The 12,794-nt window shown below is 34.4% G+C and carries 13 protein-coding genes; 8 read left to right on the forward strand and 5 right to left on the reverse strand.

Annotated elements, in window-relative coordinates:
* Position 1: 1 nt before the first annotated feature.
* From P8625_RS13360 to P8625_RS13390, 7 genes are read left to right on the forward strand one after another with little or no spacing between them, the layout of a single operon-like run.
* On the forward strand, positions 2-865 hold the full coding sequence (locus P8625_RS13360; protein WP_279650942.1) for a sigma-70 family RNA polymerase sigma factor: 864 nt from the start codon (positions 2-4) through the stop codon (positions 863-865).
* A gap of 55 nt (positions 866-920) precedes the next feature.
* Positions 921-1,115, forward strand: a complete 195-nt coding sequence (gene rpsU / locus P8625_RS13365; protein WP_279650943.1) for a 30S ribosomal protein S21 — start codon at positions 921-923, stop codon at positions 1,113-1,115.
* Between the two features lie 3 nt (positions 1,116-1,118).
* Positions 1,119-2,552 carry a sodium:solute symporter family protein gene (locus P8625_RS13370; RefSeq protein WP_279650944.1) on the forward strand — a complete coding sequence of 478 codons (1,434 nt, stop codon included), beginning with the start codon at positions 1,119-1,121 and terminating at the stop codon, positions 2,550-2,552.
* A complete protein-coding gene (locus P8625_RS13375) occupies positions 2,540-3,676 on the forward strand; it encodes an amidohydrolase (RefSeq protein WP_279650945.1) in 1,137 nt (378 codons plus the stop codon). The genes P8625_RS13370 and P8625_RS13375 overlap by 13 nt, the downstream gene beginning before the upstream one ends.
* Positions 3,677-3,913 carry an alanine racemase gene (locus P8625_RS13380; RefSeq protein ID WP_279650946.1) on the forward strand — a complete coding sequence of 79 codons (237 nt, stop codon included), beginning with the start codon at positions 3,677-3,679 and terminating at the stop codon, positions 3,911-3,913.
* Positions 3,895-4,830: an alanine racemase gene (gene alr / locus P8625_RS13385; RefSeq protein ID WP_279650947.1), complete on the forward strand. Its 936-nt coding sequence runs from the start codon at positions 3,895-3,897 to the stop codon at positions 4,828-4,830. Before P8625_RS13380 ends, alr begins: the two co-directional genes overlap by 19 nt.
* 2 nt (positions 4,831-4,832) lie before the next feature.
* Positions 4,833-5,939 carry an alanine racemase gene (locus P8625_RS13390; protein WP_279650948.1) on the forward strand — a complete coding sequence of 369 codons (1,107 nt, stop codon included), beginning with the start codon at positions 4,833-4,835 and terminating at the stop codon, positions 5,937-5,939.
* A gap of 21 nt (positions 5,940-5,960) precedes the next feature.
* Here the strand turns inward: P8625_RS13390 and P8625_RS13395 are convergent, their stop codons facing one another.
* The 5 genes from P8625_RS13395 to P8625_RS13415 form a co-directional block, all read right to left on the reverse strand.
* Positions 5,961-7,205, reverse strand: coding sequence for an NAD(P)/FAD-dependent oxidoreductase (locus tag P8625_RS13395; protein ID WP_279650949.1), 1,245 nt, complete (start codon positions 7,203-7,205; stop codon positions 5,961-5,963).
* A gap of 199 nt (positions 7,206-7,404) precedes the next feature.
* Positions 7,405-7,767 (reverse strand): four helix bundle protein, encoded by a 363-nt coding sequence (locus tag P8625_RS13400; RefSeq protein ID WP_279650950.1) that lies wholly within the window; start codon positions 7,765-7,767, stop codon positions 7,405-7,407.
* Positions 7,768-7,935: 168 nt separating this feature from the next.
* On the reverse strand, positions 7,936-8,943 hold the full coding sequence (locus P8625_RS13405; protein WP_279650951.1) for a 4-hydroxyproline epimerase: 1,008 nt from the start codon (positions 8,941-8,943) through the stop codon (positions 7,936-7,938).
* A gap of 160 nt (positions 8,944-9,103) precedes the next feature.
* Positions 9,104-10,690 carry an aldehyde dehydrogenase (NADP(+)) gene (locus P8625_RS13410; protein WP_279650952.1) on the reverse strand — a complete coding sequence of 529 codons (1,587 nt, stop codon included), beginning with the start codon at positions 10,688-10,690 and terminating at the stop codon, positions 9,104-9,106.
* Positions 10,691-10,834: 144 nt separating this feature from the next.
* Positions 10,835-11,761 (reverse strand): dihydrodipicolinate synthase family protein, encoded by a 927-nt coding sequence (locus P8625_RS13415; protein WP_279650953.1) that lies wholly within the window; start codon positions 11,759-11,761, stop codon positions 10,835-10,837.
* A 155-nt stretch (positions 11,762-11,916) separates the two neighbouring features.
* Here P8625_RS13415 and P8625_RS13420 point away from each other — a divergent pair, with 155 nt between their 5' ends.
* On the forward strand, positions 11,917-12,765 hold the full coding sequence (locus P8625_RS13420) for an AraC family transcriptional regulator (RefSeq protein WP_279650954.1): 849 nt from the start codon (positions 11,917-11,919) through the stop codon (positions 12,763-12,765).
* Positions 12,766-12,794 lie beyond the last annotated feature (29 nt).

The following is a 12,794-nucleotide window of genomic DNA, read 5'->3' on the forward strand; positions in this document are numbered from 1 at the left end:
TATGAGACAGTTAAAAATTACAAAACAAGTTACCAATAGAGAATCAAAATCTATTGAAAAATACTTACAAGAAATAGGTAAAATTGACTTAATTACTGCAGATGAAGAGGTAGAATTAGCTCAAAAAATCAAAGCAGGAGATCAAAGAGCGCTAGAAACTTTGGTAAATGCCAATTTACGATTTGTGGTTTCTGTTGCAAAACAATATCAGAACCAAGGATTGCGATTATCTGATTTAATTAATGAAGGAAACATAGGTTTAGTAAAAGCGGCAAGACGTTTTGATGAAACACGTGGATTCAAGTTTATATCGTACGCTGTTTGGTGGATACGCCAGTCTATTTTACAAGCATTGGCAGAACAATCTCGTGTAGTTCGCTTGCCACTTAACAAAATAGGAAGCATTAGTAAGATAAAGAAAGCAGTTTCTAAACTCGAACAGAGTAACGAGCGCATGCCTACACCAGAAGAAATTGCCAAGGTGTTAGATATGACAGTTTCAGATGTAAAACAATCCATGAAGAACTCAGGAAGACACGTTTCTATGGATGCCCCTTTAAAAGAAGGAGAAACATCAAACTTATACGATGTTATGAGAGCTTCAGAAGCACCAAAACCAGATAAAGACTTAATGCAAGAATCTTTACAATTAGAAATTAGCAGAAGTTTAGAAACACTATCTCCGAGAGAATCAGACATCATAAAATTATTTTATGGTCTAGAAAACTACCGTCCTATGAGTCTAACAGAAATTGGTGAGGCTTTCGATTTAACAAGAGAGCGCGTACGTCAAATAAAAGAAAAAGGAATACGAAGATTAAAACAAAAATCAAGAACAAAAGTATTGAAAACCTATTTAGGATAATTTCTACGTTGTTCTAGATTCAGCATAGCAATAATAATATTAAAAAGATATAATCATGTTAATCATTCAAGTAAAAGAAGGTGAAAATATCGACAGAGCATTAAAACGATATAAAAGAAAATATAGAAACACCAAAGTATTACAAGAAATAAGAGAGAGAAAAGAATATAAAAAACCCTCTGTTAGCAGAAGAGAACAGTTAAAAAAAGCCCAGTACAAACAGCAGTTTTTATTGGAGCAGGAAAAATAAAACATGGATATACACTTTGTAGATCTACTAATTTTTATACTGTATCTAGTTTTTATGCTTGGAGTAGGAGTGTACTTCATGAATAAAAATAAATCAAAAGACGACTATTATGTAGGAGGAAGAAATATGTCTGCCGGACATATAGGGCTGTCGGTTGTTGCAACAGATGTCGGAGGAGGTTTCTCCATCGGTTTAGGAGGACTCGGTTTTTTAATGGGGCTTTCTGGAAGTTGGATGCTTTTTACAGGATTGTTAGGTGCTTGGATAAGCGCCGTTTTTTTAATCCCAAAAGTCTATCCTATTGCAAAAAAACATCACTTTTTAACCTTTCCAGAGTCGCTAGCTTTTCACTACAATGCGAAAGTAGCGCTAATGGCAGGAATCATCTCGCTCATAGGTTACATAGGCTTTACCAGTTCACAAATTTTAGCAGGTGCCAAATTAGCCTCGGCTACATTTCCATCCATATCCATCACAAATGCAGTACTCATTATGGGAGTTATTGCCGTAGTATATACTGTTATTGGCGGCATCAAAGCCGTAATTTATACCGATACTATTCAATGGATTATCCTCATGGTAGGGCTCATAGGTATCGGAATTCCTATAGGTTATATAGAAGTTGGAGGCTGGAGTGGCATTAAAGAAATGGTACCGTCCAGTTTTTTATCCCTAACAAATATTTCATTTATTGATATGTTTAACTGGATAATTACCATTGTGCCCATTTGGTTTGTAGGAATGACACTATACCAACGAATTTATGCTTGTAAAGACGAAAAAACAGCTCAAAAAGCATGGAAAATAGCTGGGTTGTTTGAGTATCCTATCATGGCGTTTATGGGCGTTGCGTTAGGACTCTTTTCTAGGGTGGCTTACGAACAAGGAATGTTCACCAGTATAGGATATGCCCCAGGTACCAATTTAGATGCTGAATTAGGACTTCCGTTGTTGTTAAGAAGTATTTTGCCAGTAGGTCTTATGGGATTAATGATGTCGGCTTATTTTTCAGCAATTATGTCAACCGCAGATAGTTGTTTAATGGCAGCATCAGGCAATTTAACAACCGATATTTTCGGATATTTTAAAAAGAGTATCAGTATAAAAAAATCACAATTCATCACTTTTATCATAGGAGGTTTAGCAATTGTATTGGCTACTAAAATGCACAATGTATTAGAATTAATGTTGTATTCGTATGCGTTTATGGTATCAGGATTATTAGTTCCTGTTTTAGGAACATTATTACTGAGAAAACCATCGCCAATCGCCGCTTTTAATGCGATGATTTTCGGAGGACTTACCACCTTACTATTAATCATCTTTGAAGTTAAACTGCCTTATGGACTGGATGCGAACTTCTTCGGAATTACTGTGTCAGCCACTGTTTTCGCTATAATTCAAGCAACAAATTCCCCCAAAGTATGGAAAACCTAGCAGGTATTTTAGAGCATATTCGAAAAGAACTACACAAGTATCCTGAAGTTTCTGAAGAAGAATATGAAACCCAAAAAAGAATACAAGCTTTTTTAGAGAAACATACTACTTGTGAGCTAGTAACTGTGGCTAAAACAGGACTATTAGCAATCTTTAATGGAAATAAAAAGGGGAAAACGGTTATGTTACGAGCAGATATTGATGCTCTGCCTATTCAAGAAGTGAATACTTTTGAGCATGCATCTGTAAACGAAGGTGTCTCTCATAAATGCGGACACGACGGGCATACAACTATTTTACTCGGAGTGGCAAAACTACTCACAGAAAACCCTTTGCCTAACGGAAAAGTAGTATTGCTTTTTCAACCTTCAGAAGAAAACGGAAGCGGTGCCCAATCAGTTTTAAAAGACCCTTATTTTAAAAAACTGCACATAGATTATGTTTTCGCCTTGCACAATTTACCAGGGTTTACCAAACGAGAAATCGTTGTAAAAGAAAATGAATTTACAAGCAATGTAAAAAGCGTAGCTATTATTTTAGAAGGAAAAACGGCACATGCGGCAGAACCAGAAAAAGGATACAACCCAGCCAATGCAATTGCCGAAATTCTTTACTTTATAAAACAAGAAACTAACAATATACCAGAAAGTGCTGATTTTTTCTTGGCGACCCCGATACATATTACCATGGGAGAAAAAGCCTATGGAGTTTCCGCTGGATATGGAGAAGTACATCTTACTTTAAGAAGTTGGAGTACCCGTTTAATGGAAGAAAAGCAAGCAACACTAAAAAGTTTACTACAGTCACTCGAAACAAAAGAAAAGCTGCGTGTTACCGCTTCTTGGTTTGAAGAGTTTTATGCCAATAAAAACAATACCAAAGCTGTTGAATACATAGAAGCTGCAGCGACACAACTAAAATTATCAATCAATAAAATAAACATTCCTTTTAAATGGGGAGAAGATTTTGGATTGTTCACGCAAAAATACAAAGGAGCCATGTTTGGGCTAGGAGCAGGAAAAAACACCCCCGCATTGCACAATCCAGATTATGATTTTCCTGATGACATAACCCTAACAGGAGCACAACTATTTTACAACATTTTAAAAGAAGTTCAAGAATAAATGACGCATACTTCATACATAGAATTATCTGAATCGGCTATAAAAAACAACATTCGCTTTATACGAGATGTAATTGGAGAGAACACCATTTTTTCATCTGTAGTAAAAGGGAATGCGTATGGGCATGGAATTAAAACGTACTGTGCATTAGCCTATAAATACGGGGTAAGGCATTTTAGTGTTTCTGATGCCAATGAGGCTTTTGAGGTAAAAAAATCTTGCCTTACCATGATGTAACGATTATGATTATGGGGATGATAGAAAACAGCCAATTGCCGTGGGCAATAGAAAATGAAATAGAGTTTTATGTTTTTGAAGAAAACAGACTGCAAAAAACCATTAAAGCAGCACAAAAAGTAAAAAAGAAGGCAAAAATTCATATAGAAGTTGAAACAGGAATGAATAGAACAGGATTTGTTCCTAAAGAAGCACTAAAGGTTTTTAAATCTGTAGAAAAATATAAAGAGTTTATTAACATAAAAGGAGTTTGTTCTCATTTAGCAGGAGCAGAAAGTATTTCAAACTATAAGAGAATAACGAATCAGAAGAAAAAATTTAAAAGCATAAGAAAAGAAGTAACAGCACTCGATTTGTTTCAACCCATCTATCATTTAGCAAGTTCAGCAGCGACTATTCGATACCCAAAAACAAGGTTAGATCTCGTGCGTGTAGGTATTTTACAATTTGGCTTTTTTCCAACAAAAGAAATACTAGTGCACTATTTAACGAAAGAAAAAATAGTAGAAAGTCCATTAGAAAGAATTATTTCTTGGAAAACACAAATAATGGATGTTAAAACTGTAAAAGCGGGGCAATTTATTGGTTATGGTACCTCGTACTTTACCAATCAAGAAACCAAAATAGCCATTATTCCTGTTGGGTATTCCTCAGGGTACAGTCGTTCATTAAGCAATACAGGAAAGGTTTTAATAAGAGGGCAACGACATAAAATAATAGGAACTATTAATATGAACATGATGGCGGTAGATATTACCCATGCCAATACTGTTGAAAAAGGAGATGAGGTGGTGTTAATAGGACGCCAAGGAGATGTAGAAATTACAGTTTCTTCATTCAACGATTCGATACAAATTATCAACTACGAATTATTAACACGACTTCCCGAAAATTTACCAAGAATTATAACAAAATAACTATGGCAGAATTAATCATCTATTCTGAAAGGATAAAGAATAACATAAAAAAGTTAAGCGCTTTTTTTGAAAAGAACCACATAGAGTGGAGTTTGGTAACAAAGGTTTTTTCAGGAGATAAAACATTTTTAAAAACAATTTTAACTCCAGATGTAACCCAAAAAATAAACTCCATAGGAGATTCTCGCTTAACAAGCTTACGCAATTTAAGAGAAGTAAATCCAGATTTACGAACTATTTATATAAAACCTCCTGCCAAGATGTATGCCGATGATGTGGTAGAATATGCTGATATTTCTTTAAACAGCTCTTTGACTACCATAGAATCGTTAAATGAAGCAGCAAAGAAGATAGGAAAAGTTCATGAAATCATTATTATGATTGAAATGGGGGAGTTAAGAGAAGGGATAAAAAGAGATGATATTTTAGGTTTTTATGAAAAAGTATTCAATTTATCGAATATCGAAGTAATAGGTATTGGTTCAAACTTAGGCTGTATGTATGGGGTAGAGCCTACGTACGATAAGTTGTTGCAATTATCGTTGTACAAAGAACTGATATCAGCAAAATTTAATAAGGATTTAAAATATGTTTCAGGAGGTACATCGATTACACTTCCGCTGGTAGAAAATGGTGTTGCTCCTAAAGATATCAATCATTTTAGAATTGGAGAGGCGGCTTTTTTTGGAATCAGTCCTCTTGAAAACAAACAATTTCAAGATTTACATACCGAAACCTTTGAGTTTTATGCAAATGTAATAGAGCTAGAAAAGAAAAAAGTAGTGCCCGATGGTATTATTAGTGAAGCGAGTATAGGACATACCTCTAACTATGACGAAAGCGATATACAAGAAACCTCTTATAAAGCGATTTTAGACTTTGGTTTACTCGATGTAGATAAGAACGATATTGATGTAGAAGATAAAGAAATATCTTTTGTCGGGATAACTTCAGATATGTTAGTAATTGATGTGGGACTTAATAAAAATGAGTTGGGAGAAACGAAATACAAAGTAGGAGATAAGGTGAAATTCAGACTGAGTTATATGGGTGTTGCCAGACTGTTAAGTTCTAAGTTTATTGACAAAATTTACGTAGAAAAAGAGTAGAACTTCTTAAAATTTCAAACACTAATTAAAACGTTCTACATTAAAAGGAGTCATAGGTAAACTCGTTTTTTTATCAGAAATAATTTCAGAAACCAATTTACCCGTAGCAGGGCCTAAACTCCATCCCATCATAGCATGTCCAGTTGCTACGGTTACATTTTTAATCTTTGATAGTCTGCCAATGTATGGTAATCCATCAGGAGAGCATGGGCGTAAGCCAGTTTCAACATTGTTTATTTCGTTTTCATTGATGCTTAATCCGTTGTAATAACTTTTACTAGCATTTACAATGGCATCTACTCTTTTTTTATTGATTTTTTGATTGATACCAGCAATTTCCATCATACCACCAAAACGTGTAAATCCATTCATCGGAGTAACGGCAACCTTCGCCTCGGTTAAAATAGCTGGTATGCTAATACCCGTTTTACTTTTTACGTTCATTCGATATCCTTTACCTGCCTGAACAGGAATCGTAATTCCTAATTTTTTAGCTAGTTTTTGTGTCCAAGATCCAGTAGTTAAAATAAACTCATCACCAATAATCGTGCTGTTTTTAGTTGTAATTGATACCACTTTATTGGTAGAAATATGAAAGTCTAACACTTCTTCATCAGATAAAAATGTAACGTTGTGTTCTTCTAAATACAACTTCAATTGTTGCATATATTCGTTCGGAGTCATGTGCGCATCAGAATGGTAATATACAGCTCCTTTGATATTCAATGAAATATGGGGTTCTAGTTTTTGAGTTTCTTGGGCAGTTAAAAGTTCAACCTTCAATCCTTCTTGTATACCAAGTTTTCCGATATTCCATTCCTCTTCCCCCATTTTATCAGTTTTATAATACATCATCAATCCTTTATGCTGGTAATGAAAATCAAAATCTTTTGAAGCTTTGATCTCTTCGTATAGTTCTTTACTGAACACATTAAAGTTTTTAATAACAGGAATAGCCGCTGCCACTTTTTGGTGGGTTGCTGATTTTTTAAATAACCAAGCCCATTGAAAGAAATCATAATCTAAACGAGGTTTGATAGCTAACGGACTGGTAGAACTGAGCATCCATTTGAGCCCTTTGCTAATCATTCCAGGAGCAGCTAAGGAAATAATATGACTAGGAGTAATAATTCCCGCATTGACATACGAAGCTCCCGATGAAAAATCTGATTTTTCAACTACCGTTACTTGGTGTCCTTCTTTTTGAAGATAATATGCAGTAGATAAACCTATGATTCCACCGCCAATGATAATACAGTTTTTCAATGAGTTAATGGGTTAATGAGATAATGGATTAATGATTTACTGATTCAATGTTTTAATGTTTTAATTTTTCAATGACTTACTGATTTAATGTTTTAATGGGTTAATGAGATAATGAGTTAACTATTTGCTGTTTCATTTTTTTAATGTTTTAATTCTTCAATGATTTAATGTGTTAATAAGTGATTTACTTACTAGTAGATTAACTACTTCCTGAATTTTTCCGTGCTTTAGAAACAATCTTAACAATTTCTAAGGATTCTTTCATCAAAGGTTTTAATTGTTCATCAGAAGCTAGTTTTGTGTCTTTTAGTAATTCTAGCCAAAATAATGTTTCATCTGCTTCTTCTAATACGATAGACATTTTTGCAAAGAACTCTCTTTGAGAGCGAGCAATACATGCAGCCCTATAGTTTGCAGCAGTAGAAGTTACTGAGCGAATTAATTGCTTTCCTATTATTCTTGTAGCATCAGTTTTTTGAATTTGATTGTAAAGTAAAATAATATTCACAGCTAATTGTTTTGTTCTACTTTTAACACTTTCTATAAATTCCGATTTATTCACAACAGTTTTAATTAATTTTTCCCTAATTTAAGGATATAATGGAATAAATTAATTCATTCGCTTATAAAAAATCACTTCATCAACTCCCTCATTGAATCATTTCCTCATTGAATCATTAATTCATTGAAACATTCCCCATTATCTCATTAATCCATTTCATTGCTAGCCTTAAATAACTTGAAAACCATGTGCATACGGGTCATCTTCATCATCAATTATAATGGTGTTATATCCGTATACTTTAGCCCAACCTTCTATGCTCGGAATAATGGCTTGTTTTCCGTTTAAAGTAGTTTCTTTCACTACTCGACCTATAAACTTACTTCCAATAAAACTTTCATGAATAAATTCTTCACCAAGTTGTAGTTTTCCTTTGGCATATAATTGCGCTAAACGCGCTGAGGTTCCTGTGCCGCACGGACTTCTATCAATCGCTTTATTACCATAAAAAACAGCATTTCTTCCTGAGGAAGTTGGGTCGATAGGGTTGCCTGTCCATAAGATATGCGTTACATCTCTAATCGTATCGTTTTCGGGATGAATAAACATATTTGGATATTTTTCATTGATTCGATTTCGAACAATTTGAGAGTATTGAATAATTTTAGAAGCGGTAAAATTATGGATTCCCGAAAAGTTTTTTTGAGGGTCAACAATAGCATAATAGTTTCCGCCGTAGGCAACATCAAAAGTAATTTCACCTAATTCGGGGCATTCTATTGTTAAATCTTCGGCAGCTAGATAACTTTTTACATTCGTTAGTCGAACCCAATCTACTTTTTTACCAGTTTGTTGGTATTCAATTTCAACCAATCCTGCAGGTGTTTCCATTTTAATTTTTCCCGGAAATTTAGGACTTACCAATCCTTCTTCAATGGCGATGGTTATTGTTCCGATGGTTCCATGACCACACATGGGTAAACATCCAGAAGTTTCAATAAATAAAACAGCAACATCATTTTCAGGGTTGTGAGGAGGAAATAAGATAGAGCCACTCATCATATCGTGTCCACGAGGTTCAAACATGAGTCCTTTGCGAATCCAATCGTATTCTTTTAAAAAATGCTGGCGTTTTTCACTCATACTCGCTCCTGATAAATTCGGACCTCCGCCTGCAACAACTCTTACAGGGTTACCACAAGTATGTGCATCAATGCAAAAAAAAGTTTTTTTCATCTTAACCAAATTGAATCGCCAGCTTGAATTATTTAGTAGAAAAAACCCTTCAAAAAATTTTCTATTAATCAAAAACAAAGCTGGCTTTATTTCAATTTCTTTAGATGCCCCAAAAGTAAGTTTTTGATTTCAGAGTTTCTAAAGAAAACATTAAATTTTATTATTTAATCTGTTTTTTTGTTAATACACCGTTAATAGAACGTAAAATTTCTGATGGGTTTTCGTTTTTTAGTTCATCTGGTAATATATGGTTTGGCCAATCTTGATAACAAAAAGGACGTACCCAACGTTGAATAGAATTAATTCCAACAGCTGTAAACCTACTATCTGTTGAGGCAGGATAAGGCCCTCCATGTACCATTGATGGGCAAACTTCTACCCCAGTAGGTACTCCGTTGAAAATAATTCTTCCTACTCTATTTTGTAAAGCAGCAACAATATTTGAGTAGTTTGCTACTTCATTAGCATCAGAAATCACTGTTCCAGTTAGTTGACCCTCTAAATTTAAAACAATTTTTTCTAATTGTTGTTCGTTTTCGCATTGAACTACGATAGAGTAGGGGCCAAAAACTTCTTGATGTAAGGTTGGATTCTCTAAAAATGTTTTTCCTTCAACCGTTGTAACTATTTGTGAAGCATAATTAGGTGGTGTGTTTTCTTTATAGCTAGCAACTACCGTTAATCCTTCTTGAGCAATAGCTTTGTTTTTATTACGCTCATAAGCTCCTATAATGTTTGGGTGCAGCATACAAGTAGGATTGATTTCTACGATTTTATGAGCTAATGAATTGATAAAATTTGTTAAGCTTTCTCCTTTCAGTCCTAAAATTAGCCCAGGATTGGTGCAAAATTGTCCCGTACCTAAGGTGATGGAGTTGGCATAGGTAGCAGCCAAACTTTCTGCCCTGTTTTCTAATGCTTTTGGAAGCATAATCACTGGGTTGATGCTTCCCATTTCTGCAAATACAGGAATGGGCTCTTCGCGTTTAGCAGCCAAATCTAACAAAGCTCTACCACCACGAATGCTACCTGTAAAACCAACTGCTTTTACTTTTGGATGTGCCACCAATTGTTGTCCGACTTCAATACCACCAGAATTTAAGTTAGAAAAAACACCGTTGGGCATGCCTGTTTTTTCTGCGGCTTTTATAATTGCCGAAGCAATGAGTTCACCTGTGCCCGCATGCATGGGGTGCGATTTTACGATTACAGGGCAACCAGCGGCGAAAGCAGCAGCCGTATCTCCGCCTGCGGTTGAATAGGCAAGAGGGAAGTTACTCGCCCCAAAAACAACTACAGGACCTAATGGTATATTCATTTTGCGTAGGTCTGATTTTGGGTTTGGTTCTCTATCGGGAATTGCAGTGTCAATCATAGCTTCTACCCAAGAGCCTTCTTCAACTAAATCAGCGAAAGAGCGTAGTTGAAATACGGTTCTTCCTCGTTCTCCTTTTGCACGACCTTCAGGTAATCCAGATTCTGTACAATAGATTTGTATCAATTCATCATCTAAGGCTAAAATTTCATCAGCAATGGTATTTAAAAACGCAGCTTTTCTTTTGCCAGAAATGGTTCTGTATTCTTTAAAAGCTTTTGAAGCTAAATCGACGGCTTTATTTATTTCTTCTGGAGTTGCCTCGGTAAACACATGCTCATTTTCCTGATGTGATTGAGGGTTGAAGGTGGTATACCTTGTATTTCCTGATGCGATTAATTGATTTCCTATATAGTTTTTTCCTGTAATCATATTTGAATGGCTAAATGAGTTAATTGGTTAATGAGAAAATGAGTTAATGGTGTAATGAGTTAATGGGTTAATGAGTTAATGAGAAAATGAGTTAATGGGTTAATTGTTTAGTCAAAAACTTTACTTTGTTACTGTTTCATTATTTCAATGGGTTAATGATAGCGATTTATAATCGGGTAGTATCGGTCTGTTTTTTAAACCTATTTCTATTATGTTTAAAACCTGTTTGCGCTCTTCACCAACTAAGGGTAGCCTTGGTGCTCGAACATTTTCGGTACCAATACCTGTAGCGACTTCGGCTAGTTTAATGTTTTGTACTAATTTAGGGTTTATATCTAATTCAAGCAACGGTAAAAACCAACGATAAATTTCTAAGGCTTCCTGTATACGTCCTGCTTTTTGCAATTCATAAATGGCTACTGTTTCTTTCGGAAAAGCACAAACTAAACCAGCTATCCAACCATCTGCTCCCATTAACAAGCTTTCTAAGGCTAAGGTATCGACACCCGTCATTATTTTTAAACGATTTCCGAAACGGTTTTTAATCCGCGTTACGTTAGAAATGTCTCGAGTTGATTCTTTAACAGCTTCGATATTATCACAGGTTAACAATTCTTCAAACATATCTAACGTAACCTCAATTTTATAATCAACAGGATTGTTGTATACCATAATCGGAAGTGAGGTATTATTTGCTACTGCTTTGAAGTATTCAACAGTTTCTCTATCACAAGATTTATAGCGCATAGGAGGAAGCATCATCAACCCTTTCGCTCCGTCTTCTTCGGCTTTTTGGGCTGCTTCAATAGCACCTTTAGTCGTTTGTTCAGCAATGTTAATTAATACGGGAACTTGATTCTCTACAAGGTCGACAGCAGTTCTTGTCAATATTCTTTTTTCTTCATCAGACAAGGTACTGGCTTCCCCTAAAGTACCGCCTAGTACAATTCCATGAACACCAGCATCGAGCTGTGCTTTTATATTTACTTCAAACATATTCAAGTCTAAAGTATCATTATTTGTAAACTTTGTTGTTACTGCTGGCATTACGCCTTTCCAATTTATACGCATCGTACTCTTTTTTTTGTTACAAAGTTATCATGAAGGAAGTATTGAGTTTTATTTCAAATTACCCTATGCTAATACTATATTATCTTAAATTGTGTTTTTAATGCATTGAATTAGTAGTATTTGCATACTTTTGAATACTAACAGTAGTTTTTTGAATGAAAGTTTTACCGTTTAAAATACCTAAAACCCAAAATATTGGATTGATTTATCAAGAAGATAAAGAAGATTATTTTTACGATAAATTTCATCAGCATGAAGAAATACAGGTGTGTGTAATCGTTAAAGGAGAAGGTACACTGATTGTTGGTGATACGATTACCAAGTATGCATCCGGTGATGTTTTGGTAATAGGAAGTTACTTGCCACATGTTTTTAAAAGTGATGCTTCTATTATTAAAGAATCGTTTATGATTTCATTATTTTTTACGAAGCATTCTTTTGGAAAAGATTTTTTTTTGTTAGATGATTTTAAAGAATTGCTTCCTTTTTTTGAAAAGTCAGTATCAGGATTTAAACTTGTTGAAAATAGAAGAGAAGTAATGAAGATTTTTTTAGGATTGCAAAAATCTACCAACCTGAACCGATTTATAGGCTTACTTCAAGTTTTAAAGATTGTAATAAACTCAAAAACAGAAGCACTTGCGAGTTTTGTTTACCCAAAAAGATATACAGATAATGAGGGGGATAGAATGCGTACTATCATGGATTTTACAATGAATAATTTTGATAAAAATATCAATTTACATGAAATTGCTGAAAAGGCAAACATGACTCCTAATGCCTTTTGCAGGTATTTTAAACAACGAACCAATAAAACCTATTTTACTTTTTTAAATGAATTACGAATCGAAAACGCCTGTAAATTATTAGTTTCAAATAATTCTCTTACAATCAGTGAAATAGCATATAAATGCGGATTCAATAACTTGTCTAATTTCAATAGAAGTTTTAAAAAAAATAAATTGATAAAACCATCAGAATACAGAATAAATTCGGGTTTTTAGCACTTAACTTGTTTTAGTATTGTAAGAAA

Origin of the sequence: Tenacibaculum tangerinum (genome assembly GCF_029853675.1) — a bacterium.
GTDB classification, from domain to species: domain Bacteria; phylum Bacteroidota; class Bacteroidia; order Flavobacteriales; family Flavobacteriaceae; genus Polaribacter; species Polaribacter tangerinum_A.